Origin of the sequence: Streptomyces sp. NPDC096311, assembly GCF_044763085.1 — a bacterium.
Classification (GTDB): domain Bacteria; phylum Actinomycetota; class Actinomycetes; order Streptomycetales; family Streptomycetaceae; genus Streptomyces.
On the sequence record NZ_JBIWFN010000005.1, the window covers coordinates 131,555 to 156,399 of the forward strand.

23 protein-coding genes and 1 pseudogene are annotated in these 24,845 nt (G+C 69.6%); 5 read left to right on the forward strand and 19 right to left on the reverse strand.

Annotated features, from left to right (window positions below; genetic code table 11):
* Window positions 1-327 precede the first annotated feature (327 nt).
* Entirely contained in the window at window positions 328-1,326 is a 999-nt protein-coding gene (locus ACIRA5_RS14850) for an aldo/keto reductase (protein ID WP_403690894.1), read from the forward strand.
* Window positions 1,327-1,632: 306 nt separating this feature from the next.
* Here the strand turns inward: ACIRA5_RS14850 and ACIRA5_RS14855 are convergent.
* Both ACIRA5_RS14855 and ACIRA5_RS14860 read right to left on the reverse strand, forming a co-directional pair.
* Window positions 1,633-1,845, reverse strand: a pseudogene (locus ACIRA5_RS14855) (transcriptional regulator); the annotation flags it as partial.
* Window positions 1,811-2,017, reverse strand: a complete 207-nt coding sequence (locus tag ACIRA5_RS14860) for a hypothetical protein (protein ID WP_403690896.1) — start codon at window positions 2,015-2,017, stop codon at window positions 1,811-1,813. The gene ACIRA5_RS14860 and the pseudogene ACIRA5_RS14855, both read right to left, overlap by 35 nt.
* Window positions 2,018-2,115: 98 nt before the next feature.
* On the opposite strand from ACIRA5_RS14860, the gene ACIRA5_RS14865 reads away from it, so the two are divergent.
* Window positions 2,116-2,742 (forward strand): hypothetical protein, encoded by a 627-nt coding sequence (locus ACIRA5_RS14865; RefSeq protein ID WP_403690898.1) that lies wholly within the window; start codon window positions 2,116-2,118, stop codon window positions 2,740-2,742.
* Here the strand turns inward: ACIRA5_RS14865 and ACIRA5_RS14870 are convergent.
* From ACIRA5_RS14870 to ACIRA5_RS14880, 3 genes are all read right to left on the reverse strand, one after another.
* A complete protein-coding gene (locus ACIRA5_RS14870; protein ID WP_403691322.1) occupies window positions 2,696-3,799 on the reverse strand; it encodes an IS110 family transposase in 1,104 nt (367 codons plus the stop codon). The two genes, ACIRA5_RS14865 and ACIRA5_RS14870, sit on opposite strands and share 47 nt — an antisense overlap.
* Window positions 3,800-4,129: 330 nt before the next feature.
* Entirely contained in the window at window positions 4,130-4,294 is a 165-nt protein-coding gene (locus ACIRA5_RS14875) for a hypothetical protein (RefSeq protein ID WP_403691349.1), read from the reverse strand.
* A gap of 529 nt (window positions 4,295-4,823) precedes the next feature.
* Complete coding sequence (locus ACIRA5_RS14880) at window positions 4,824-5,897, reverse strand: ADP-ribosylglycohydrolase family protein (protein ID WP_403690900.1); 1,074 nt, start codon at window positions 5,895-5,897, stop codon at window positions 4,824-4,826.
* Between the two features lie 198 nt (window positions 5,898-6,095).
* On the opposite strand from ACIRA5_RS14880, the gene ACIRA5_RS14885 reads away from it, so the two are divergent.
* Window positions 6,096-7,214, forward strand: a complete 1,119-nt coding sequence (locus ACIRA5_RS14885) for a glycerate kinase (RefSeq protein ID WP_403691323.1) — start codon at window positions 6,096-6,098, stop codon at window positions 7,212-7,214.
* A 109-nt stretch (window positions 7,215-7,323) separates the two neighbouring features.
* Here ACIRA5_RS14885 and pssA read toward each other — a convergent pair whose 3' ends face one another.
* The 10 genes from pssA to ACIRA5_RS14935 form a co-directional block, all read right to left on the reverse strand.
* Complete coding sequence (pssA, locus tag ACIRA5_RS14890) at window positions 7,324-8,142, reverse strand: CDP-diacylglycerol--serine O-phosphatidyltransferase (protein WP_355314172.1); 819 nt, start codon at window positions 8,140-8,142, stop codon at window positions 7,324-7,326.
* A gap of 22 nt (window positions 8,143-8,164) precedes the next feature.
* On the reverse strand, window positions 8,165-8,821 hold the full coding sequence (locus ACIRA5_RS14895; RefSeq protein ID WP_352044666.1) for a phosphatidylserine decarboxylase: 657 nt from the start codon (window positions 8,819-8,821) through the stop codon (window positions 8,165-8,167).
* 180 nt (window positions 8,822-9,001) lie between these two features.
* The gene (locus tag ACIRA5_RS14900) at window positions 9,002-10,207 is read right to left on the reverse strand and encodes an acyl-CoA dehydrogenase family protein (RefSeq protein WP_054230299.1); all 1,206 of its coding nucleotides are present in this window, start codon (window positions 10,205-10,207) and stop codon (window positions 9,002-9,004) included.
* Window positions 10,208-10,209: 2 nt separating this feature from the next.
* Entirely contained in the window at window positions 10,210-10,737 is a 528-nt protein-coding gene (locus ACIRA5_RS14905; protein WP_403690902.1) for a MaoC family dehydratase, read from the reverse strand.
* A 5-nt stretch (window positions 10,738-10,742) separates the two neighbouring features.
* Window positions 10,743-11,708 carry an HpcH/HpaI aldolase/citrate lyase family protein gene (locus tag ACIRA5_RS14910; RefSeq protein WP_403690904.1) on the reverse strand — a complete coding sequence of 322 codons (966 nt, stop codon included), beginning with the start codon at window positions 11,706-11,708 and terminating at the stop codon, window positions 10,743-10,745.
* The gene (locus tag ACIRA5_RS14915; RefSeq protein WP_403690906.1) at window positions 11,705-13,753 is read right to left on the reverse strand and encodes a protein meaA; all 2,049 of its coding nucleotides are present in this window, start codon (window positions 13,751-13,753) and stop codon (window positions 11,705-11,707) included. The genes ACIRA5_RS14910 and ACIRA5_RS14915 overlap by 4 nt, the downstream gene beginning before the upstream one ends.
* Window positions 13,754-13,762: 9 nt before the next feature.
* Window positions 13,763-15,100 (reverse strand): crotonyl-CoA carboxylase/reductase, encoded by a 1,338-nt coding sequence (gene ccrA / locus ACIRA5_RS14920; protein WP_054230524.1) that lies wholly within the window; start codon window positions 15,098-15,100, stop codon window positions 13,763-13,765.
* 321 nt (window positions 15,101-15,421) lie between these two features.
* The gene (locus tag ACIRA5_RS14925) at window positions 15,422-16,297 is read right to left on the reverse strand and encodes a sugar diacid recognition domain-containing protein (protein WP_403690907.1); all 876 of its coding nucleotides are present in this window, start codon (window positions 16,295-16,297) and stop codon (window positions 15,422-15,424) included.
* A gap of 122 nt (window positions 16,298-16,419) precedes the next feature.
* The gene (locus tag ACIRA5_RS14930; protein ID WP_403690909.1) at window positions 16,420-17,232 is read right to left on the reverse strand and encodes a TetR family transcriptional regulator; all 813 of its coding nucleotides are present in this window, start codon (window positions 17,230-17,232) and stop codon (window positions 16,420-16,422) included.
* Between the two features lie 136 nt (window positions 17,233-17,368).
* Window positions 17,369-19,174, reverse strand: coding sequence for a 3-hydroxyacyl-CoA dehydrogenase family protein (locus ACIRA5_RS14935; protein ID WP_403690911.1), 1,806 nt, complete (start codon window positions 19,172-19,174; stop codon window positions 17,369-17,371).
* Window positions 19,175-19,550: 376 nt separating this feature from the next.
* On the opposite strand from ACIRA5_RS14935, the gene ACIRA5_RS14940 reads away from it, so the two are divergent.
* On the forward strand, window positions 19,551-20,120 hold the full coding sequence (locus ACIRA5_RS14940; RefSeq protein ID WP_403690913.1) for an adenylosuccinate lyase: 570 nt from the start codon (window positions 19,551-19,553) through the stop codon (window positions 20,118-20,120).
* 141 nt (window positions 20,121-20,261) lie between these two features.
* Here the strand turns inward: ACIRA5_RS14940 and ACIRA5_RS14945 are convergent, their stop codons facing one another.
* The 4 genes from ACIRA5_RS14945 to ACIRA5_RS14960 all read right to left on the reverse strand — a co-directional run bounded on the left by ACIRA5_RS14945 (window position 20,262) and on the right by ACIRA5_RS14960 (window position 24,098).
* Complete coding sequence (locus tag ACIRA5_RS14945; RefSeq protein WP_403691325.1) at window positions 20,262-20,798, reverse strand: GNAT family N-acetyltransferase; 537 nt, start codon at window positions 20,796-20,798, stop codon at window positions 20,262-20,264.
* 26 nt (window positions 20,799-20,824) lie between these two features.
* Window positions 20,825-21,223 (reverse strand): RidA family protein, encoded by a 399-nt coding sequence (locus ACIRA5_RS14950; protein ID WP_403690915.1) that lies wholly within the window; start codon window positions 21,221-21,223, stop codon window positions 20,825-20,827.
* 56 nt (window positions 21,224-21,279) lie between these two features.
* Complete coding sequence (locus ACIRA5_RS14955) at window positions 21,280-22,884, reverse strand: alpha/beta hydrolase (protein ID WP_403690917.1); 1,605 nt, start codon at window positions 22,882-22,884, stop codon at window positions 21,280-21,282.
* A 170-nt stretch (window positions 22,885-23,054) separates the two neighbouring features.
* On the reverse strand, window positions 23,055-24,098 hold the full coding sequence (locus ACIRA5_RS14960; RefSeq protein WP_403690919.1) for an Rv2578c family radical SAM protein: 1,044 nt from the start codon (window positions 24,096-24,098) through the stop codon (window positions 23,055-23,057).
* Window positions 24,099-24,247: 149 nt separating this feature from the next.
* Between ACIRA5_RS14960 and ACIRA5_RS14965 the strand changes: the two genes are divergently transcribed.
* Entirely contained in the window at window positions 24,248-24,691 is a 444-nt protein-coding gene (locus ACIRA5_RS14965; protein ID WP_054230290.1) for an SRPBCC family protein, read from the forward strand.
* The last annotated feature ends 154 nt before the right edge of the window (window positions 24,692-24,845 follow it).

The window sequence follows — 24,845 nt, forward strand, 5'->3', positions numbered from 1 at the left end:
CCGCAGGATTCCCCTACCAGGAGGTGGTCTGCCAGGGAGGGAACTCTCCCCCCTTCCGAGCGTGCGTGTGCATCTTCTCCGGGATAGCGTCGAGAAGCCGGCGCAGCGGAGATGCCCCTGCGGGCCGGGTGCAGCACCTGCCTCATTGGCGGCGTCGCTCCAGACCGTGCCTATGCCTACACCGAGGGCCGCTGCCTGACGTCCTCGTAGCAAGGCTGAGCCGGGCCGTCCCGGCGACCTCGCCGTAAGCCTGGTCGAAGTACTCGACGGTCGTCGCCGCGAAATGGCCGCCTGCAACGCTCTTATTCATACCTAGGAGTCACCGAAATGAAGTACCGCAAGCTCGGTGCGAGCGGCCCCGAAGTATCCGCCCTCGGCCTCGGCTGCATGGGCATGTCCGACTTCTACGGTCCCGAGACTCGCAATGCCGACGAGTCGACCTACGTCCAGGTGATCCATCGCGCCCTCGACCTCGGCGTAACGTTCCTGGACACCGCGGACATGTACGGCAGCGGGGAAAACGAGAAGCTCGTCGGGCGCGCCCTGGCAGGTGGGCGGCGTGATCAGGTCGTGCTGGCCACCAAGTTCGCCTTCCAGCGCAATGCAGACGGCAGTCTCGGGGTCCGCAACGATCCCGCCTACATCCGCCAGGCCGTGGACGCCTCGCTGACCCGGCTCGGCGTCGACCACATCGACCTGTACTACATGCACCGTCGTACCCCGGACGTCCCGATCGAGGAGTCGGTCGGCGCCATGGCCGAACTGGTACAGACCGGCAAGGTCAGGCACCTTGGCCTGTCGGAGGTCAGCGCCGACACCTTGCGGGCAGCCAACGCTGTGCATCCGATCGCGGCGCTGCAGAGCGAGTACTCGCTGTTCACACGTCACCTGGAGGAGCAGATCATCCCGGCGGCACGCGAGCTGGGCACCGGGATCGTGCCTTACGCACCGGTCGGCCGTGGTCTGCTCACCGGAACCATCACGACGCTGGACGGACTGGCGGACGACGACTTCCGGCGCAACAACCCGCGGTTCCAGGGCGACAACCTGGAGGCGAACCTGAAACTGGTCGCCGAGATCAAGGCGATTGCCGCGGAGACCGGGCACAGCGCGGTGCAGCTGGCTCTGGCGTGGATCTTGGCCCAGGGTCCCGACTTCGTGCCGATCCCCGGCACCAAGCGGATCAAGTACCTGGAGGAGAACACGGCGGCCGCCGACATCGAGCTGACGACCGAGCAGGTGGCGCGGATCACGGACGCCGTGCCGGCAGACGCGGCCGTCGGTGAGCGCTATGCCCCCTCGGGCCGAACACATTTGGACAAGTAAGGCTTTCGCCCAAGGCGACCGGCTACGGCACGGAGTACCAGGCCGGGTTCGAGTTCGCCGTCGAGGTCGCCGCGCCGAGCCAGGGCGGCGGCCTCGACAGATCACGTCGGCGTCGGCCGCCAACTCCGGTGACTCGGAGTGTAGTTCTGCCGCCGGTGACCGACCGGGCTCTGCGAATCCATCGAGTGCCAGCCGTACGCCATCAGCCCTGGCATGCAGTTCAACCACGCCAGGGCACGTGCCTGCCAGAAGCTCCAGCCCGTCGCGCGACGCGGAACCCGACTCGGCGCTGAAGGCGGTAAGCGTAAGCCCTGGATCTGCTGGGAGCGGCATCACCTGGAAGGCCAAAGTGAGGTCCATCGCGACGGGGTGGTGGAATCGTTTGATCCCGGTGTAGTGAGGGCGCACGGTGCGGTTGGCCCGCAGGCCGCGGAAGTCGTCGCTGCGCGTGGCGAGTTCGCCGATCAGGTCGGACAAGTCGCGGTCATGAGGATGGTGGCTGGCCTCCGTAGGCAACAAGGGAGACGCTGGTGTTCGCCGAGGTGTCCCAGTCGCGGACGAACTCGACCGCGACTGGGACGAGAAACTTGAAGCGGGCGATGTTCGCCGTCCAGGCCCGGTCGGAAAACACCGGGCCGTAGGGGGCGCAGACGTGTGAGCGGTCCGCCATCAGGCGCGGGATCTGGGACAACCGCTTGGCGGTACTGCCCTCGCGGGCTCACTCTGAGCGCCACGGTCTACAACAGCTGGGGAGTCGCCGCTCCCGCCTCTGCCATCGATGTGAAGGGCATGAGGCCTTCCGACGCTCTGCGGGCCGGCTCCGTGGCCAATGCCGTCTTCATCGACGCTCTGCCGGCGGTGGGCATGCTGTCGGACCGGTTGCGACGGCGGCCCTGGCAGACGATGCTCGCTGCCGACGCCACAGTGCTGGCCTTCCCGCTCGACCGCCTGATACAGGGCCAGAGTTGGCAGTTGATCGTGGCCATGTCCGTCGGACTGCTGCTCATGTCGCCGGCTTCCGGTCCGGGTCCTGCCATGTACGCCGAACTGTTCCCCACCCGCGTACGTGCCACAGGATTCGGCCTGCCCAATGCCGTGGCCGTCGCTCTGGCCGGAGGTACCGCCCATCTCTGCAGACCTGGCTGTCGGGCAATGGCGCCGGAGACTCCTTCCTCGTCTACACCCTGGCGGCAGCCCGTCCGTGAGCCGGGCGGGCTGCTGGCGGGGGCGCCCCTGAAGTGGGGCGGCATGTCCATCGTGTGGGTCGCGCCGACGGCCCGGGCACATGGGAAGCTGTGGGTGTGCACCGCGATGCGAGCCTGGACGAACTGGGTGACTTTCTTAGAAGCTGTTGATGCCCCTATGGATGTCAACTTGCGGTTCCGTTGGGCTCTGCAGGGCATGCGGCTGTCCTGATGGGGGCGATGAGTCGGTAGATTTCGCGTGCGACGTATCGCTTCAGGCACCTGATGATCTCCCGGCGGGTCTTACCTTCCGCGAGGCGTCGCCGCAGGTAGTCCTGGGTGCGGTCGTCCCAGCGCAGGCGGCTGAGGACGATCCGGTAGAGGGCCGCGTTGGCCTGGCGGTCACCGCCACGGTTGAGGCGGCGTCGTTGGGTCTTGCCGGAGGATGCCTCGACGGGGCTGGTGCCGCACAGGGCGGCGAAGGATGACTCGCTGCTGAGGCGATCGGGGTTGTCGCCGGCCGAGATCAGCAGGGCGGCGGCACTGTCCGGGCCGACGCCCTGCGTGTCGAGCAGGCCGGGGAAGTTTGCTTCGACTCCCGCGGCTATCCGCTTGTTCAGGTCGTCGATCTCCCTGGTCAGGTGCTGGATGCGGCCAGCGAGGAGTTTCAGCACGTGCCGGGCGGTGCCCGCCGGACCGCATTCTTGCGAGTCGTCCAGCTCGGCGCACCGCTTGAACAGGTGCGGGTTGCTCAGCCCGGCCAGCGACTCGCGCAAGGCAGTGTCGGCCGAGACCAGGACACACTTGAGCTGGTTGATGGCCTGGGTCCGGGACTTGATCGCGGACCCTTTCGCGAGCTTGAGCAGCCGCAGCTCTTCGACCGGGCCGTCGCTCGTCTTCGCGGTCGCGGTCGCGCGACCGGACAGCACGGCGCGGGCCGCCGCTTCCGCGTCGACGGCGTCGGTCTTGCCACGTCGCCGGCGCGCTGCCTTGTCAGGCTGGTTGACCTCGGTCACCTCAATGCCCTCGGCGCGCAGGTAACGGGCGAGCGCGGCGCCATAGGAGCCGGTGCACTCCACCCCTGCCCGGTGCAGGGCGCCGAACGAGCGTGCCCAGGAGACAAGTTGGTGATAGCCCTCGGTGGTGGCCGGGAAGCTGCGGCCGTCCAATGCGGCGCCGAGGACGGTGACGACGGCTGCCGCATGGAAGTCCTTATGGGTGTCGACGCCGAGCAGGACCTCCTCCGCGGCGCCGGCCGGGACGTGACACGGTGCTGTGGGCTGCGTGATGCTGGGCAAGGCCGTCTGTCTCCTGATCGCCTCGGAACCGGTGGCCGTCGTCGGGCAGGGGAGGTCAAGACTGTGATGGTGCCTGTCGCGAAGGCCCCTATCGGGACACGTCCCCTGCCCGGCGGCAGCAGATGCCGCTCCGCGCGGTGGCCGACAGATCAACAGCAGGGCACCAAAGCCAGTCTTTCCGCGGGTCAGGCCACCGCTCGAAGCGGTACCAGATCATCCTCACAGTCTTTCCGGGCTTGAGGACAGCGTTTCCGCTGGTCGGGCATAGGGTCGGCGATCCTGTGGGAGTGGTGGTCTGTTGTGTCGCCGCTGCTGTGGAGGTCATGGATGCCGTCGGTCATGGGGCTGCTGGAACAGCGTGAGCTCGTCGCTCGCCGTCGCGTGGACGAGCTGCGGGAGGAGGCCGACCGCATCCAGGCCCGACTGGGCAATGTCGGTGATCGCGTCGAAGTTGCTGCGGCTGACGGGCCGCCCGGTGTTCGCCACGTCCTCGGTACGGGGCCAGCGCGGGTCCAGGCCAGTTCGGCGGCGGGCGGCTGCTGGGGCAGGTCGACCAGTCAGGGACGGCAGGGGGCGTGGCGGACGAGGGTCGCGCAGTGGATGCGCTCGCCAGGGTCCGCAGGAGGGCCACGAGCAGGATGGCCGGTACGACGAGAACTCGCATCGAGCGGGGACGACGGGGCGGCTACGGGGGCGCGAGGGCTCGTGTTCCTCTCCGCAGGACTGCGCCGTTAGGCCCGGACGGCTCCGGCCAGGACGTTCGTTCGTACGCGCGCGTGCTCATGGCCCGACCGTAGCCCGCAGGTCGGACAGTGCGGCCGGGCGGGGGGCCGCTGCACCCAAAAGTGCGAGCAAGGTGGCTCGGGGATCTCAGCTCCGTGGCCAATGGCCGTGAAATTTGGCCACACCATCTGAGACCCCACTAATGACTCGGAACGGCAGTTGTCCTTGGACAGCGAAGTTGAACCGCCCCAATCCGGCAATCCGGGATGAAACAACGGAAGAAGGCGCCCTCTCAGCCCTCCGCCCCCACCAACCGCACCGTCCGCTCCGCCAGTTCGCTGATGTGCACCCCGTCGAAGCCGAACACCGCGCTGCGCACCCGGTCCTCCAGCGGCTCCTTCCACTGCGCCGGGATCGCCTCCGCGCCGGTGAGCACACCGGCCACCGAGCCCGCGGTCGCGCCGTTGGAGTCGGTGTCCAGTCCGCCCCGGACCGTCAGCGTGATCGAGCGGGTGAAGTCCCCGTCGCCGTACAGCAGCCCGGCGGTCAGGACGGCCGCGTTGGGGATCGTGTGGATCCAGCCGAGCCCAGCCGTCTCCTCCGCGACCGTCGTCAGGGTGTCCTCCCAGGTCATCCGGGTGTCATGGAGGGAGACCACCCGCCGTACGGCCCGGGCGAGCCGGCTGCTCGCGGGGATCACGGCGAGCGCCTGGTCCACGGCCTGCCGCACGGTGTCGACCGTGAACGCCGCCGAGATCAGCGCCGCCGCCCACATTGCCCCGTAAACGCCGTTGCCGGTGTGGGACAGCACGGCGTCCCGACGGGCGAGGGAGGCCGCCCGGCGCGGCGCACCCGGGCTGGTCCAGCCGTAGACATCGGCGCGGATCAGGGCGCCGATCCACTCCTGGTAGGGGTTGTCGTACGTCGCCGTCAGCGGCGGTTTGATGCCCTGGGCGAGGTTGCGGTATGCGGCCCGCTCCGCCGTGAACGTCTGCAGATACGGCAGCCGCAGCAGCCACAGGTCGCCGACCTGCTCGGTGCTGAAACCGAAACCGTGCGTCTCCAGCAGGTGCAGGCCCAGGATCGCGTAGTCGACGTCGTCGTCACGGCAGCTGCCGTGGATGCGGCCGCGCACGCACTGCCGCCACTCGGGCCGCAGTTCGAACTCGCCGATGTCACCGTCGGTGGCGGGCTCGGGAAGATAGTCGGTGAGCGGCAGGGCGGCGGCCTGTCGCAGATAGCGGTCGATACGGTCCCGCGTCCAGTGGTCGCCCTGCTCGACCGGCTTGCCGAGCATGTTGCCCGCGATCCGGCCCAGCCAGCCCCCGAGAACGCGGTCCGCGAGTTCGGTGCCCACAGGGGTCATAGCTCCGGTTTACCCAATTCCGGGCATGAGCGCGCGGTGTTCCACGGGCCGGTCGGGCATGACGGCGGGGGCGTCCGCCGGTTAAGGTCGCAGCGGCGCGACTGCCTTGACGTGTGCGAGGCCGGAAAGCAAGGGGAATGCAAGGTGGCGGACTCTGCTGTGAAGACGACACGTGCGGGCACCGGGCGTGTTCCGCGGGTGCTGATCGCCGCGGACAAGTTCAAGGGGTCGCTGACCGCCGTGCAGGTCGCGGAGCGCGTCATGACCGGGCTGCGCCGCGTCGTGCCGGGTGTCGAGGTCGAGGCGCTGCCCGTGGCCGACGGCGGCGACGGGACCGTGGACGCGGCGGTCGCGGCCGGGTTCGAGCGGCGGGAGGTGCGCGTCGCCGGCCCGCTGGGCGACGAGCTCACCGCAGCCTTCGCGCTGCGCGGCGACACCGCGGTGGTGGAGATGGCGGAGGCGAGCGGATTGCAGCGGCTGCCCGCCGGGGTGTTCGCGCCGCTGACATCCTCCACGTACGGGTCCGGGGAGCTCCTGCGGGCCGCGCTGGACGCCGGGGCCCGGACGATCGTGTTCGGTGTGGGCGGCAGCGCGACGACGGACGGCGGGGCGGGGATGCTGTCCGCGCTCGGGGCGCGGTTCGTGGACGCGGAGGGGGAGCCGGTGGCTCCCGGCGGTGCGGCGCTGAGTGACGTGGCGACCGCGGACCTGTCCGGCCTGGACCCCCGGCTGTCCTCCGTGGACTTCGTCCTCGCCAGCGACGTGGACAACCCGCTCACCGGGCCCAAGGGCGCGCCCGCCGTGTACGGCCCCCAGAAGGGGGCGAGCCCCGACGACGTGGAGATCCTGGACGCGGCCCTCGGACACTTCGCCGCGGTTCTGGAGAAGTCGATCGGGTCCAGCGCCACGGAGTACGCCGCGGCGCCGGGGGCGGGAGCCGCGGGTGGCATCGGCTACGGCGCGCTGGTCCTGGGCGCCCGGTTCCGTCCCGGTATCGAGGTGATGCTCGATGTCCTCGGCTTCGCGCCCGCGCTGGAGAGGGCCACCCTGGTGATCACCGGTGAGGGGTCCCTCGACGAACAGACCCTCCACGGCAAGGCTCCGGCGGGGGTGGCCGCGGCCGCCCGTGCCGCGGGCAAGGAGGTCGTCGCGGTGTGCGGGCGCCTGGCACTGCGACCGGAGGCGCTCGGCAGGGCCGGCATCCGGCGCGCGTACCCCCTCACGGAGGTCGAGCCCGACATCGCGCGATGCATCTCCGACGCGGGGCCGATCCTGGAGACGGTGGCCCAGAACATCGCCCGTGACTTCCTGACCTGACCTGGCCTGACCTGGTCCGTCCCAGGGACTACGAGGTACGACGAGGTACGACGAAGGGGCCCGAACCGGTTGTCCGGTTCGGGCCCCTTCGGGCGTGTACGAGGCAAAGCTACGGCAGCTGCGCCGCCCGTGCCTCACGCCGGTTGTCGCGGAAGTTGTTCACCCGCCGAGCCGTCGCGAACAGCGGAATCACCGCACCCATCACGAGCTGCAGCGCACAGCCGGTCTGGAGCAGGAGCTGACCGCTGGGGGCGTCGAAGGCCCACGCCGCCAGCAGACCCATGGACAGGACGATCCAGGAGAGCATCGCCACCGCGAGGCGGCCCCGCGGCTTCGGGTACTCCACCCGGCTCACCATCAGCCACGCCGTGCCGAGGATCGCCATCAGCGTCGCCGCGAAGGGCAGCTCCAGGAGCACGATCGAGACGACCGTCAGCGCTCCGAACGGCGATGGCATGCCCTGGAACGTGCCGTCCTTCACCGTGACACAGGAGAAGCGGGCGAGGCGGAGGACGACCGCGAGCAACACCACGATCGCGCCGAGCGCCGCCATTCTCTGGTGCGCGTCGTCCGCGACCATGCCATAGACGAGGACGAAGTACGCGGGCGCCAGACCGAAGCTGATCAGGTCCGACAGGTTGTCCAGTTCCGCGCCCATGGGGGAGGAGCGCAGTTTGCGGGCGACGAGGCCGTCGAAGAGGTCGAAGACCGCGGCGCAGAGCATCAGGATGACGGCCGTGGCGGCGCTGTGGCGCGCCATGCCCGATTCCTGGCTGCCGGTGAGGTGCGGGATCAGAATGCCCGTGGTGGTGAAGTACACCGCCATGAAGCCGCACGTGGCGTTGCCGAGGGTGAGGGTGTCCGCTATTGAGAGGCGGAGAGAGAGGGGCATCTCCTCCTCGTCGTCCACCTCGTCGGCCTCCGGCACCCAGCCGGCCTGAGTCTCAGGATCAATCACGGTCAATTCGAGTCACCCCAGCCACGGTCTTCTGACCGACTTCCACATCGACCTCGACACCCTCGGGGAGGTAGATGTCGACGCGCGAGCCGAAGCGGATGAGACCGATCCGGTCGCCCTGCTCGACCTTCGTACCTTGCGGGATATAAGGAACGATACGGCGGGCGACCGCGCCGGCGATCTGGATCATCTCGATGTCACCGAGTTCGGTGTCGAAATGCCAGACGACGCGCTCGTTGTTCTCGCTCTCCTTGTTGAACGCCGGAACGAACCCGCCGGGGATGTGCTCGACCGAGGTCACCGTGCCGGAGAGCGGCGCGCGGTTGACATGGACGTTCAGAGGGCTCATGAAGATCGCGACGCGGGTGCGTCCGTCCTTCCACGGCATGATGCTCTGCACCACACCGTCGGCGGGCGAGATGACCCGGCCCGGGGCGATCTCGCGCTCGGGGTCGCGGAAGAACCACAGCATGCCCGCCGCGAGCGCGGTGGCGGGTACGGCCACGGCCTTGGCGGCGCCGGAGCGGCGCGCCTTGGCCAGACTGAGTGCTGCGGTGGCGACGGTCGGGAGAAGCCACGGCGATGCTCCGCGCGCAAGGCGTACGCCGACCAGGCTGTCGCGAGGTGCAGAGGTTTGGCTGTGGGGCATGGATGACCTTCGTAGCGGATGATGCCGCGCTGGAACGGGGGACGGCGGCTTTCCCGGGATCGTACCGGGCGTGGGCCGCAACTGGGCAAGCCAGGAAGCCGAGTCGGCGGCCGAAGAGTGTTGACGGGGTGTGATCTTCTTCTCGAAGAAAACACCCCGTACCAGGACATCCAGCCCTGCTTAACCCTGGAGTCGATACTCTTCGAGCAGTCGGCGCCCGATGATCATTTTCTGGATTTCGGCGGTACCTTCGCCGATCAGCAGCATCGGTGCCTCGCGGTAGAGGCGCTCGATCTCGTATTCCTTGGAGAAGCCGTAGCCGCCGTGGATCCGGAAGGCGTCCTCGACCACTTCCTTGCAGTATTCGGAGGCGAGGTACTTCGCCATCCCCGCCTCGAGGTCGTTTCGTTCCCCGGAGTCCTTTTTGCGGGCCGCGTTCACCATCATTGCATGGGCCGCTTCGACCTTGGTGGCCATCTCGGCCAGCTTGAACTGGATGGCCTGGTGCTGCGCGATCGGCTTGCCGAAAGTGTGACGCTGCTGGGCATACGAGACACCCAGCTCGAACGCACGCTGTGCGACACCGCAACCACGTGCCGCCACGTTGACGCGGCCGACCTCGACTCCGTCCATCATTTGGTAAAACCCTCGGCCAGTGGTGCCGCCGAGTACCCGATTGGCCGGAACGCGCAGTCCGTCCATGATGAGCTCGGTGGTGTCGACGCCCTTGTAGCCCATCTTGTCGATCTTCCCGGGAATGGTGAGGCCGGGGCGGACCTCTCCGAAGCCGGGCTCCTTCTCGACCAGGAAGGTCGTCATCGACTTGTGGGGCGCGGTGCCCTCCGGGTGTCCTTCGTCACTTCGTACGAGCACGGCCACCAGGTTCGACGAGCCGCCGTTCGTCAGCCACATCTTCTGACCGTTCAGGACGTACTCGTCGCCGTCCCTGACCGCCTTCGAGGTGATCGCGGAGACGTCCGAGCCGAGAGCCGGCTCCGACATCGAGAACGCGCCGCGCACCTCGCCCAGTGCCATCCGGGGCAGGAAGTGGTCCTTCTGCTCCTGCGTGCCGTGCTGCTTGAGCATGTACGCCACGATGAAGTGCGTGTTGATGATGCCGGAGACCGACATCCAGCCGCGGGCGATCTCCTCGACGCAGAGCGCGTAGGTGAGGAGGGACTCGCCCAGGCCCCCGTACTCCTCGGGGATCATCAGGCCGAACAGGCCCAGTTCCTTGAGGCCGTCGACGATCTGCTGGGGGTACTCGTCGCGGTGCTCCAGCTCGGTCGCGACCGGGATGATCTCCTTGTCCACGAAGTCGCGGACGGTGGAGAGGATCTCCTGCTGGACGTCGGTGAGACCGGCGGTCTGGGCGAGTCGCGCCATGGCTACTTCTCCGCTTTCTTGTCCGCAGGTGCGGTGAGTTCCGGACGGCCGGGCTGCTCGCCCCCGCGCTCCTTGATGTACGTCTCGGTCGGCACCATGACCTTGCGGCGGAACACGCACACCAGCGTGCCGTCCTGCTTGTAGCCCTTGGTCTCGACGTAGACGATCCCGCGGTCGCTCTTCGACTTCGAGGGTGTCTTGTCGAGGACCGTGGTCTCGCCGTAGATCGTGTCGCCGTGGAAGGTCGGCGCCACGTGCTTCAGCGACTCGATCTCGAGGTTGGCGATCGCCTTCCCGGAGACGTCCGGGACGGACATGCCGAGCAGCAGCGAGTAGATGTAGTTGCCCACGACGACGTTCCTGCCGAAGTCCGTCGTCCGCTCCGCATAGTTCGTGTCCATGTGGAGGGGGTGGTGGTTCATGGTCAGGAGACAGAAGAGGTGGTCGTCGTACTCCGTGACCGTTTTCCCGGGCCAGTGCTTGTAGACCGCGCCGACCTCGAACTCCTCGTACGTGCGTCCGAACTGCATGGTGCTCAGGCCTCCGGGGCTTCGAACTTGGACGTGCGCTGCATGCCGGCCGCCCGGCCCTTGCCCGAGATGACCAGGGCCATCTTGCGGCTGGCCTCGTCGATCATCTCGTCAACGAGCATCGCGGAGCCCTTCTTGCCGCCCGCCTCGGACGTGTAGTACTCGTACGCGTCGAGGATGAGCTCGGCGTGGTCGAAGTCCTCCTGGGAGGGCGAGAAGATCTCGTTGGCCGCGGCGACCTGGTCCGGGTGCAGCACCCACTTGCCGTCGAAGCCCAGGGCGGCGGCGCGCCGGGCGACCTCGCGGTAGCCCTCCTGGTTGCGGATCTGGAGGTAGGGGCCGTCGATCGCCTGGAGGTCGTGCATACGGGCGGCCATCAGGATGCGCATCAGGATGTAGTGGTACGCGTCCGCCGGGTAGCCCGGCGGCTGCTCGCCCACGACCAGCGACTTCATGTTGATGGAGGCCATGAAGTCGGCCGGGCCGAAGATGATGGTCTCTACACGCGGTGAGGCCCCGGCGATCTCGTCGACGTTGACGAGCCCCTTCGCGTTCTCGATCTGCGCCTCGATGCCGATCTTGCCGACCTCGAAGCCCATCGTCTTCTCGATCTGCGTCAGCAGCAGGTCGAGAGCGACGACCTGCTGGGCGTCCTGGACCTTGGGCAGCATGATGCAGTCGAGGTTCTGGCCCGCGCCCTCGACGACCGTGACGACATCGCGGTACGTCCAGTGCGTCGTCCAGTCGTTCACCCGCACGACCCGCGTCTTGCCGGTCCAGTCGCCCTCGTTCAGGAACTTCACGATGGTGTGCCGCGCCTCGGGCTTGGCAAGCGGGGCGCAGGCGTCCTCCAGGTCCAGGAAGACCTGGTCCGCGGGGAGGCCCTGGGCCTTCTCCAGGAAGCGGGGGTTCGAGCCGGGCACGGCCAGGCAGGAACGCCGCGGGCGAAGGCGGTTGACGGGCGTGGTCATGCGGGGACCTCCAGGGGGTCGAGCTTGTTCGCTTTCCGGATCTCGTCGACGATACGGCCGATGATTCCGGTGATGTCGAAATCCTTCGGTGTGAATACCGCGGCGACTCCCGCGGCGCGCAGCAGTTCGGCGTCGGCGTTCGGGATGATCCCGCCGGCGATCACCGGGATGTCGGCCGCGCCGGCCTCGCGCAGCCGCTCCAGCACGTCCGGCACCAACTGGGCGTGCGAGCCGGACAGGATGGACAGGCCGACGCCGTGCACGTCCTCGGCGACAGCCGCGTCCACGATCTGTTCGGGCGTGAGCCGGATGCCCTGGTAGACCACCTCGAACCCGGCGTCGCGGGCGCGCACGGCGATCTGCTCGGCGCCGTTGGAGTGCCCGTCCAGGCCAGGCTTGCCCACCAGGAAGCGGAGCTTGCCGACGCCGAGTTCGCGGGCGGTCTCCTCGACCTTGCGGCGCACCAGCGCCAGCGCGGTGCCCTCCTCGGCGGTGACCGCGACGGGCGCGGACGAGACGCCGGTCGGGGCGCGGAACTCGCCGAACACCTCGCGCAGGGCCTCGGACCACTCGCCGGTCGTGACCCCGGCGCGGGCGCACTCCAGGGTGGCCTCCATGAGGTTGTCGGTGCCCTTGGCCGCCTCCTTCAGCCGCTCCAGCGCCTTGCAGGGGCGCGGGTGGTTGAACGGCGGCTGATAGCGCGTGTCGCGCCACTGCTGGAGCGCGGCGACGACACGGGCCTCGACGGCCGGGTCGACGGTCTGGATCGCCGCGTCCAGGTCGGCGGTGAGCGGGTTCGGCTCGGTCGATTCGAAGATGTTGACGCCGACGATCTTCTCGGTGCCACCCTCGATCCGGGCCCGGCGCTCGGCGTGCGAGGAGACGAGCTGCGACTTCAGATAGCCCGACTCGACGGCGGCCATCGCCCCGCCCATCTCGTCGATCCGGTCCATCTCGGCGAGTGACTCCTCGACGAGCGCCGCGACCTTCGCCTCGATGACGTGCGAGCCCTCGAAGATGTCCTCGTACTCCAGCAGGTCGCTCTCGTGCGCCAGCACCTGCTGGATGCGCAGCGACCACTGCTGGTCCCAGGGCCGGGGCAGCCCCAGCGCCTCGTTCCAGGCGGGCAGCTGCACGGCACGCGCGCGTGCGTCCTTCGACAGCGTCACGGCCAGCATCTCGAGGACGATCCGCTGGACGTTGTTCTCCGGCTGCGCCTCGGTCAGACCGAGCGAGTTGACCTGGACGCCGTAGCGGAAACGCCGCTGCTTGGCGTCCTGGATGCCGTACCGCTCGCGCGTGACCTGGTCCCAGATCCGCCCGAACGCCCGCATCTTGCACATCTCCTCGATGAACCGGACGCCCGCGTTCACGAAGAAGGAGATGCGGGCGACGACGTCACCGAACTTCTCGGCGGGCACCTGCCCCGAGTCGCGGACGGCGTCCAGCACGGCGATGGCCGTCGACATCGCGTACGCGATCTCCTGGACGGGTGTCGCGCCCGCCTCCTGGAGGTGGTACGAGCAGATGTTGATCGGGTTCCACTTGGGGATGTGGGAGACCGTGTACGCGATCATGTCCGTCGTCAGCCGGAGTGAGGGCACCGGCGGAAAGACATGCGTACCCCGCGACAGGTACTCCTTGACGATGTCGTTCTGCGTCGTCCCCTGGAGCTTGGTGATGTCGGCGCCCTGCTCCTCGGCGACGACCTGGTAGAGCGCCAGCAGCCACATGGCGGTGGCGTTGATGGTCATCGAGGTGTTCATCTGCTCCAGGGGGATGTCCTGGAACAGCCGGCGCATGTCACCGAGGTGCGAGACCGGCACCCCGACCCGGCCGACCTCGCCGCGGGCGAGGATGTGGTCGGGGTCGTACCCGGTCTGCGTGGGCAGGTCGAAGGCCACGGACAGACCCGTCTGCCCCTTGGCGAGGTTGCGCCGGTACAACTCGTTGGACGCCTCGGCGGTGGAGTGACCGGCGTAGGTCCGCATGAGCCACGGCCGGTCCTTCTCCCGCCGTCCAGCGGCGTTCTGACGCTCAGTCATCTCGGGACCTCAGACGTTCCGGAAGCGGTTGATGGCGTCGATGTGCTGGGCACGCTTCTCCTCGTCGCGCACACCCAGGCCCTCGCGGGGCGCCAGCGCGAGCACGCCGACCTTGCCCTGGTGGAGGTTGCGGTGGACGTCGTACGCGGCCTGCCCGGTCTCCTCCAGGGAGTACACCTTGGAGAGCGTCGGGTGGATCTTGCCCTTGGCGACCAGCCGGTTGGCCTCCCAGGCCTCGCGGTAGTTGGCGAAGTGCGAGCCGATGATGCGCTTCAGCGACATCCACAGGTAGCGGTTGTCGTACTCGTGGTTGTAGCCCGAGGTGGAGGCGCAGGTGACGATGGTGCCGCCCTTGCGGGTGACGTAGACGGAGGCGCCGAAGGTCTCGCGGCCCGGGTGCTCGAAGACGATGTCGACGTCCTCGCCGCCCGTCAGCTCACGGATGCGCTTGCCGAACCGCTTCCACTCCTTCGGGTCCTGGTTGTGCTCGTCCTTCCAGAACTTGAAGCCCTCGGCGTTGCGGTCGATGATCGCCTCGGCGCCCATCGCCCGGCAGATGTCCGCCTTCTGGTCGCTGCTGACGACGCAGATGGGGTTGGCGCCACCGGCGAGCGCGAACTGCGTCGCGTACGAGCCGAGCCCGCCGCTCGCGCCCCAGATGAGGACGTTGTCGCCCTGCTTCATACCGGCGCCGTTCCTCGACACGAGCTGCCGGTACGCGGTGGAGTTCACCAGCCCGGGAGCGGCGGCCTCCTCCCACGACAGGTGGTCGGGCTTGGGCATCAGCTGGTTGGACTTGACGAGGGCTATCTCGGCGAGGCCGCCGAAGTTGGTCTCGAAGCCCCAGATGCGCTGCTCGGGGTCGAGCATCGTGTCGTTGTGCCCGTCGCTGGACTCCAGCTCGACGGACAGGCAGTGCGCGACGACCTCGTCACCGGGCTTCCAGGCGTTGACGCCGGGGCCGGTGCGCAGGACGACGCCCGCGAGGTCGGAACCGATGATGTGGTACGGCAGGTCGTGGCGCTTGGTGAGCTCGCTGAGCCTGCCGTAGCGCTCCAGGAAGCCGAAGGTCGCCATCGGCTCGAAGATCGAGGTCCAGACGGAGTTGTAGTTGACGGAGGAGGCCATCACGGCCACCAGGGCCTCGCCCGGGCCGAGCTCCGGCACCGGCACGTCGTCCAGGTGGATCGACTTGCGGGGGTCCTTGTCGCGGGTGGTGAGCCCCGCGAACATCTCCGTCTCGTCCTTGTGCACGGTGATCGCGCGGTACGACTCGGGGAGCGGAAGAGCGGCGAAGTCGGCAGACGTGGCCGTCTGCGACTGAATCGCGTCCAGGATGTCCTTCACGGTGTTGCCTCCGGCGATGAGCGTCTTGAGGGAAGACACTTGAGGGTTACGTCGGTGCTGCTGGGAGTGAGGGGTGTGCCGTCGGTTCGGCGGAGGGGTGGTGCGGTGGCAGCGCCGGGTTGGCGCAAAAGGTTGCCTGTGACGCAGGCGTCCGGGCGCGCTCGCCAGTGGCTTGCGGGGACAGCCGGCGTACGAAAGGTCTCTGCACGCCGGCCGCCCGGACAACATCAACGTATGGCACGCCGTGTCACCCCGCAAGGCACGGAGTGCCATGAGTTTCGCTCAGGTGAAATCTTTACGTAACACGTGAGCGATGATCGATCAGATCGACCGATGATCGATCAAAGCGCACTGGTCAGGGGCGGTATGGAGGGGCCGGTGCGGGGGCCGGAGGCGCGGGGCGGTGGGCGGCTTCGGAGAACACCTGGTGTCGGTGGCACGGCGTAAGGGTTCTGGTGTGGGGGTGCGTGCGGAGGCGGCGTCGGGGTGAGCCGGCGTCGCGGAGGGGCGGCGAGACGTCCGGGGGCGCCGGGCATCGGCTGCGCCGGGCGGTCGACGACGGGGGCGCTCGGCGGCGGAGCCGGGGGTGCGGGCGACGGGATCCGGGGGCGTACCGGCCCGAGGGGCAGCACTTTTCGGCCCACGCCTCGAGGCGCCCGCCCGTCCGGCTGGGGCGGTGGCGTATCCCCGGCCACGTCCTGCCCGCCGCCGAACACCTCCCGTACCGTCCGAAGCAGCATCATCCGTGACACCGGCGCCGTCACACCCGCCCGGACGTGCAGCAGCACGGCGGTCCGCGGCAGGAAGGGATCGAGCCCCCAGCTCCGCCACCCGCGCCTCCACCGTCTCGGCGTCGACGGCCTCGGGGTCGTACGGCGCGAGGTCCCGCACGCAGTCGTCCACCGCCCGCTCGTGCAGCAGCCACGAGCGCAGCGGGGCCGCCTCCTCCAGCAGGATCTCGGCCCGCCGCTGCACCACGAGCCCGAACCGGCGCACCTCCGCCGGATCGCCCGTGAGGCACACCGTGCCCACCGCCTCCGTGCCCACGGTCACCGGCAGGCTCATCCCGGGCAGCACCCCACGCGGCCGCCGCGCCTGTGCGCAGCTGTGCGTCGCGGGTCCGCGGGTGTGCAGCACCTCGTACGACGCCTCGTGGACCGTGCCCAGCCGGCCCGCGTCCCCGCAGCCGATGACCACCGCGGACCGGTCCGTGATCAGTACGCTGAGCCGTCAGGAGGGGACTCGGCCCGTCCGCCGGGCGCGCGTGAGTCCGGGCGGGACCGCGCCTCCGGCGCCGGAAGGCCCCCTCGCCCCGCGTTCTACGACCGCTCCCGCAGCGCCTGCTCGATGGTCCGCATGACCTGGTCCAACGGCGCGTCGACCCGGGCCACGGTCACCAGGACGTCGCCCTCGGTGAAGGCGGACGCCGGCGCCGTACGGGGCGTGGTCTCCCGCCCCGCCCCGATCCCCGTCCCGAAGGTCTTGCGGACGATGGAGAAGGCGTGGTCCAGCTGCGCCTCGACGTCGCCTTGTCCCCCCGCCCGCAGCCAGCGCCGCAGGACGTGGTTGTGGGCCGTGACCACGGCGGACGCGGCGACCTCCGCGAGCAGCGGATCGTCGTTGGCGTCGTCGTCGTGCGCGTGCTCGTCGAAGTGGCCCAGGAGATAGCGGGTGAAGAGCCGCTCGTAGCGGGCCACGGAGGCGATCTCGGCCTCCCGGAGCGTGGGTACCTCGCGGGTCAGTTTGTAGCGCGAGACGGAGATCTCGGGCTGGGCCGCGTACATCGTCATGACTTCCTTGATGCCGCGGCACACCGTGTCGAGCGGGTGCTCGTGCGCCGGAGCCGCGTTGAGGACCGCCTCCGCGCGGATCAGGGTGTCGTCGTGATCGGGGAAGATCGCCTCTTCCTTGGAGCGGAAGTGGCGGAAGAACGTGCGGCGGGCCACCCCGGCCCGGGCCGCGATCTCGTCGACGGTGGTCGCCTCGTACCCCTTGGTCGCGAACAGCTCCATGGCCGCGGCCGCCAGTTCTCGGCGCATCTTGAGCCGTTGGGCGGCGGCGCGACTGCCCGCGGCGCTCTCCGGAGCGTCGGGCGTGGCTGGTGTACGTGAGGGCTTGGCGGGCTGGGGCATGACCCGAACGTACTGCATGTGCGCAGGGGAAAGCGCATGTCCGGGGAACCCCCCGCCCTCGACGGGCGGGGGGCTCCCGGCCGGGCCGAGCAGTCCGCCCCAGTCGGCGGTGTCGGCCAGCCGGTCGCCGGGACGCTCAGCGGCGGGCATATTCGCGGAAGCCGCGGCCCGTCTTGCGGCCGAGGCAGCCCGCGGCCACCAGATGCTCCAGGAGCGGCGCGGGGGCGAGACCCGGGTCGCGGAACTCGCGGTGCAGCACCTTCTCGATGGCGAGCGAGACGTCCAGACCGACCACGTCGAGGAGTTCGAACGGCCCCATCGGGTAACCGCCGCCCAGCTTCATCGCGGCGTCGATGTCGTCGAGGGTGGCGTAGTGCTCCTGGACCATCTTGATCGCGTTGTTCAGGTACGGGAAGAGCAGCGCGTTCACGATGAAACCGGCCCGGTCCCCGCAGTCCACCGGGTGCTTGCGGACCTTCCCGCACAGCTCGCGGACCGTGGCGTGCACGTCGTCCGCGGTCAGGACGGTTCGGACCACCTCGACCAGCTTCATCGCCGGAGCCGGGTTGAAGAAGTGCATGCCGATCACGTCCTGGGGGCGTGAGGTGGCACGGGCGCAGGCGACGACGGGCAGCGAGGAGGTGGTCGTGGCGAGGATCGCGCCGGGCTTGCAGACCTTGTCGAACACCCCGAACAGCTGCTGCTTGACCTCCAGGTCCTCGGCCACCGCCTCCAGGGCGAGATCGACGTCGGCGAAGGCATCGTACGAGCCCGCCGGGACGATCAGGTCCAGGGTGCTCGCGGCGGCCTCGGCGGTCATCCGGCCCTTGTCGACCGAGCGGGCCAGGGACTTGCCGATGCGGGCCTTCGCGGCCTGTGCCTTCTCCTCGGTGCGGGCGGCGAGGACGACCTCGTACCCGGCCTTCGCGAAGACCTCGGCGATGCCGGAGGCCATGGTTCCCGAGCCCGCGACGCCGACGGAGCGGACCGTGCGGCCGGGGACCTCGGGGCCGCCGGAGAGGGGGGTCAGCGCGTCCCGCACGACCGTCGCGCTGCCGGGCGCCTCGTAGGAGTAGAAGCCGCGCCCCGACTTGCGGCCGGTCAGGCCCGCCTCGCTGAGCTGCTTGAGGATGGGTGCGGGGGCGTGCAGCCGGTCGCGGGACTCGGCGTACATGGCCTCCAGGACCGTCCGCGCGGTGTCGACGCCGATCAGGTCGAGCAGCGCGAGCGGACCCATGGGCAGTCCGCAGCCGAGCTTCATCGCGGCGTCGATGTCCTCGCGGGAGGCGTACTTCGCCTCGTACATCGCGGCGGCCTGGTTGAGGTAGCCGAACAGCAGCCCGTCGGCGACGAAGCCGGGGCGGTCGCCGACGGCGACGGGCTCCTTGCCGAGGTCGAGCGCGAGGTTGGTGACCGCGGAGACGGCCGCGGGCGCGGTGAGCACCGAGGAGACGACCTCGACCAGCTTCATCGCGGGCGCCGGGTTGAAGAAGTGCAGGCCGAGGACGCGCTCGGGGCGGGCCGAGTCGGCGGCCAGGCGCGTCACCGAGAGGGCGTTGGTGCCGGTGGCCAGGATGGTGTCCGGACGCACGATGCCGTCCAGCGCCCGGAAGACCTGCTGCTTGATGTCGTACGACTCCGGGGTCACCTCGATGACCAGATCGGCGTCGGCGGCGGCCGCGAGGTCGGTGAAGGTGCGGAAGCGGGGCAGGGCGTCGGTGCGGTCCTGCTCGCTGAGGCGCTCGCGTCGCACGGCGCGGGCGGTGGAGGCTTCGAGGGCGGAGACGGCCTGGGCGGCCGCCGCCTCGCTGATGTCGATGCCGATGACCTCGCGGCCGGCCCGGACGAGGACCTCGGCGATGCCGGTGCCCATCGTGCCGAGGCCGACGACGGCAACGGTCTTGATGGGGGACAGAGGGGTGTCGGACAGGGGAGTTGCCATCGCGGGACTCCAGGAAGAGGGTGACGACTGAGGAGCGCACGCAGGTACGCCCAGGAGGCGCACGGAGTGCGGAGAGTGCGGGTGGTGCCGGGCTGACGAGCGCACACGCCCGGTGCCGTCCAGAGGGAGGTGCGCGCGAGGGCGCGCCCAGGGGACGGTGAAGCCGACCGGCCCTGTCCCGGAGCCGTGTCGTACTGAGGTACCTGAGGTACCGAACCGACTGCTCTCACGGTGGCTGCGTCACCAGGCCACCGCAAGCAAGACGCGAGTGGGTAACTCGCTCGTCTGAGCTTAACCCGCCGGTAACGAGCGCGCCAGCCCCCGAGTTTGTGAGGTAGGTCCCGGAGCGACGGGGGCCGCGCCTAGGCTCGGCTTCATGGACGAAGAGTTGCGATCACTCACGGAGCGTCTACGAAACGAGGCGGGGGCTTCGCCGACGTACGAGCGACTTGCGGCGACCGAGGATCCGAAGGTGCTGGCCGACGCGCTGATCGCGCCCGGACAGCCCTTGTGGGCCCGGGAGTTGGTCGCCTTCCGGCTCGGACTCGCCGGGGACCGGCGGGCCTTCGAGGCGCTCGTCCTGCTGCTGAACCACCGCGACCCACAGCGCTGCGCGTCCGCGGCGCACGCGCTCGCCCGCCTCGGCGATCCGCGCACGGCCCGCGCGGCGGCCGCGCTCGCCACCAACGAACTGCGCGTCGCCTACGCGCTGCATCCCGTACGGCTCCTGGTCGAGCTGCGCGCCCCCGAGGCCGTACCGGCGCTGATCGCCACCCTGGGGCGCAGGCTGCGCCCCCACGACCCCTACCGCGCAGTCGCCCTGGCCTGTGTGGAGGGGCTCGGGGAGCTGGGGGACGTACGTGCGAGACCCGTCCTGGACGAGGCGCTCGCCCATCCGGCACTCGCCGAGGCGGCGGTGCACGCGCTGGCCCGGCTGCCCGGGTGACACGGCGGGCGGCCGACGGGCCGCCTCCCGCAGCGCCTCGTCGACCGTGCTCACCGTGTCGTCGCGCTCCGGACCCGGCCCTTCGAGCGTAGTCCGTGACGTCCGCACGGGAACGGTCGGAATCGCAAAGATGTTCTCCCGCTACGGGCGCGCGCCGGTGCCGGCGTCCGGGCGCGTGAGGGTGCGGGCGTACCGGATCTCGGGCACCGCGACACCGTCCACATCGAAGGGCTCCTCGCCACCGTCGGGACCGAACCCGGCCTGGGCGTAGAACCGACGTGCCCTGGTGTTTCCCTCGAGCAGCCACAGCAGCATTCGCTCGTGCCCCGCGGCGGTGCAGCGGGCGATCGATTCCGTGAGAAGCGCTCGGCCCACCCCGGCCCCGACCCGCTCGGGATCGACGTAGATCGCGTACAACTCGGCCGCCCCGACGCCGTCGCCGCGGCCTTCGTCGTCCCGGTAGGGGCCGTGGCAGGCCCAGCCGACCACCTCGCCGTCCCGCTCGGCGACCAGGTTCGCGATCGCGCCGCCGCCCCGCCCGAAACGCTCGCGCCGGCAGGCCGCGTCCTCGGCCACGCTGAGCGCGTCGAGGTACGACCGGGGCATCAGCCCCCGGTACGCGGTCTGCCAGCCGCGGACGCGGATCTCGGCCACCCGCTCGCAGTCCGAGAGGACCATCTCCCGGATCCGGACCGGGAGTGCGCTCACTCGTCCACCACCGCGTACGCCTCGATCTCCATCAGGAACTCGGGGCGGACCAGCGCGGCGACCTGGACCGCCGACGCGGCCGGGAGGCGGTCCGCGGGTATGTGGGCGTCGCGGGCCGCGCGGACGGCCGGCATGTGGGCCATGTCCGTGACGAAGAAGGTGAGTTTGACGACGTCGTCAAAGGTCGCCCCGGCGGCGGCCAGGCAACGGCGCAGGTTCTCGAACACCTGGCGGGCCTGCGCCGCCGCGTCGCCCGCGCCGACGAGTCTGCCGTCCTCGTCCAGGGCGAGCTGCCCCGAGACCGCGACGAAGCGGCCCGTACCGAGGACGACATGCGAGTACGCGGCGGCGGGGGCGACCCCGTCGGGGGCGGGAATGCGGGTCAGCTCACTCATGCGTCCATGGTGGACCATGGGTCTGACAACGCCCCCGACGGGCCGTCAGGGCGTGCTCAGCCGCGGTAGCCGAGCAGCCCGTGCAGCGTCGTGCCTGCCGAGGACGCACCGCCCGGGGCGGTGGACAGCGCCGCCTTCGTGCTCTGCGGCTCCGGGTCCGGCAGCTTCTTGCACACCGCGTCGGCCACACCGCTGCCGTGCGGCACCTTGCCGTTGGTGAGGTACGCCGCCAGGTACTTGTCCAGGCAGGCGTTCCCGCTCAGCGTGATGCCGTGGTTCCCGCCACCCTGCTCGACCACCAGGCTGGAGCCGCGCAGTGCGTGGTGGACCGTCACGCCGCCCTGGTAGGGAGTGGCCGCGTCGTTCGTGGCCTGGAAGAGCAGCGTCGGCGGCAGCGCCTTGTTGGCGATGTTCACCGGCCGCAGCGTCTTCGTCGGCCAGAACGCGCACGGCGCGTTGTACCAGGCGTTGTTCCAGGCCATGAACGGCGCCTTGCCGTACACCGCCCAGTTGTCCTTGCGCCACTGGTTCCAGTCGCGCGGCCAGGACGTGTCACGGCACTGCACCGCGGTGTAGACGCTGTAGCCGTTGTCGCCGGAGGCGTCGATGGCGCCGAGGTTCTCGTAGGCCGCGACGAGCGGGGCCGTCTTCTTGTCGTTCACGTAGGCCGCGAACGCCTCGGCGAGGGAGGGCCAGTAGCCGTTGTAGTAGCCGCCCGGGATGAAGGTGTCCTCCAGTTCGGAGGCGCCCACCTTCTTGCCGGCGGGGTTCTTGGCGAGCGCCTTGCGCATGGCGTACCACTTGGCCTCGACCCTGGCCGGGTCCGTGCCGAGCTTGTAGGTCGTGTTGTGCTTGGCGACCCAGGCCATGAACGCCTGGTGGCGGTCGTTGAAGGCGTAGTCCTGGCCGATGTTGTCCTCGTACCAGACACCGTTGGGGTCGACGATGGAGTCGAGCACCAGACGGCGTACGCGCTGCGGGTAGAGCTTCGCGTACACGGCACCGAGGTAGGTGCCGTACGAGTAACCGAAGTAGTTGATCTTCTTGGCGCCGAGCGCGGCGCGGATCGCGTCCATGTCCCGGACCGCGCTCACCGTGTCGATGTACGGGAGCAGGTCGGCGTACTTCTTGCCGCACGCCTTCGCGAAGGCCTTGGCGCGGTCGAGGTTGGCCTTCTCGATCGCGGGGGTGCTGGGCACGGAGTCCGGGCGCACCGGGTTGAAGGACCCGGGCCTGCAGTCCAGGGCGGGCCTGCTGGCGCCGACGCCGCGCGGGTCGAAGCCGATGACGTCGTACTGCGCCGCCACTGCCTTCGGCAGCGAGGAGGCGACGAATCCGGCCAGCGAGAGCCCGCTGCCGCCGGGACCGCCGGGGTTCACCAGCAGCGGCCCCTGGTACGTCTTCGCGGTGTGCGGGACGCGTGAGAGGGCGAGGGTGATCTGCCGGCCGTGGGGCTTGGAGTGGTCCAGCGGCACCTTCAGGGACGCGCATTGGAGTGTCGGATAGCTGCTGGTCCCGCACTTCTTCCAGGTGGGTTTCGCGGTGGTGAGGGTGGTGCGCGGTGCGGTCGCGGAACCGGCGCTCGCGTCGGCGGGGATCGACGTGATCATCCCGGCCAGCACGGCCGCCGCCCCGCACAGAGCAGCTGCGCGTTTCTTCACAGAGCCTCCCAAGGACGGAGGATTTTGAGCCGTGCACGCCACGGCCTTCGCCGCATCGTCCCGGAAAGGGGCCCCGGAAGAACTCGTTCTGGAAAGTCTTGACCCGATTGAGCCGTGTGATCCGCTCGGATGCCGTCAGGAACGGGCCGGACAACGGCCGTTCGCCGTGGTCAGAGCAGGGTGAGCTGGGTCGGCTCCGGCGTGGCGGGCGCCACGGGCTCGGCGGGCGCGGCGATCCTGCGGGGCATCCCCGCGCGCGTGGGACCGATGCCGTACTCCTGGGCCAGCTCGTGGACCTGACGGGTGATCCGGCGCTGGTACCACTTCGGGGCGTAGGCGCCCTCCGCGTACAGCCGCTCGTAACGCCGGACGAGATAGGGGTGGTAGTGCTCGAGCCAGGCCATGAACCACTCCCGGGCGCCGGGCCGCAGATGCAGGACGAGCGGGGTCACCGAGGTGGCCCCGGAGGCCGCTATCGCCCGCACGGTGGCGCGCAGTTGGGCCGGGCTGTCGCCCAGGAAGGGGATCACGGGGGCCATCAGGACCCCGCAGCCGATGCCGTGGTCCGTCAGGGTGCGCACGACGTCCAGGCGGCGCTCCGGGGCCGGGGTGCCCGGCTCGACGGTGCGCCACAGCTGGGAGTCGGTGAAGCCCACGGAGACCGAGATCCCGACGTCGGTGACCTCCGAGGCCTGCTTCAGCAGGTCGAGGTCGCGCAGGATCAGTGTGCCCTTCGTCAGGATCGAGAAGGGGTTCGCGTGGTCGCGCAGGGCCGTGATGATGCCGGGCATCAGCCGGTAGCGACCCTCGGCCCGCTGGTAGCAGTCGACGTTCGTGCCCATCGCGATGTGCTCGCCCTGCCAGCGGCGTGAGCCGAGCTGGCGGCGCAGCAGCTCCGGCGCGTTGACCTTCACCACGATCTGGGAGTCGAAGTCGAGTCCCGTGTCGAGGTCCAGATAGCTGTGGGTCTTGCGCGCGAAGCAGTACACACACGCGTGTGTGCAGCCCCGGTAGGGGTTGACCGTCCACTCGAAGGGCATGCGCGAGGCCCCCGGTACCCGGTTCACGATTGAGCGGGCCCGGATCTCGTGGAAGGTGATGCCACGGAACTCCGGGCTGTCGAACGTACGGGTGGTCACCGCGTCCGCGCCGAACAGCGCGGCGTCCCGGGCGCGGTCCCCGGCGGGGTCCGCTGTGAGGTTGTCCCAGCGCATGACGCCTCCTCGATAGCACTGGCCACAGAATAGAACACATGTTCCCTTGATCGTGCGACCGCCATTTCGGGGCCCCGATTTGGGGGGTCGGGCCGCCGGGTGGTTGGCTTGCCGCACACCCCGAGTCACCAAGTGCTGGAGGAAGTGCAATGGCGCAGGTCGAGGCCACGACGGAGCGGGTCATCGCGGCGGACGCGGAGGCGGTGTTCGACGCCCTGGCCGACTACAGCGGCACCCGCGCGAAGCTGCTGCCCGAGCACTTCAGCGAGTACGAGGTGCGCGAGGGCGGCGACGGCGAGGGCACCCTCGTCCACTGGAAGCTCCAGGCCACCAGCAAGCGCGTGCGCGACTGCCTGCTCGAGGTCACCGAGCCCACCGACGGCGAGCTCGTCGAGAAGGACCGCAACTCCTCCATGGTCACCACCTGGCGGGTCACCCCGGCCGGCGAGGGCAAGTCCCGCGTCGTCGTCACCACCGTCTGGGACGGCGCGGGCGGCATCGGCGGCTTCTTCGAGAAGACCTTCGCGCCCAAGGGCCTCGGCAGGATCTACGACCTGGTGCTCGACAAGCTCGCCACCGAGACGCAGAAGTAGCCCGGACTTACGCCTCTTTGACGGCCGCACGGCCCAAGAGGCAACTCCCCGGGGCGCGTTGTCACCCTCACCGGTTCGAGTGGATCTCCTCGCGACGCGGCGGTACGCCGTAACTCGTCGCGCTTGCTCACAGTTGTCGCGATAAGCGGGAATT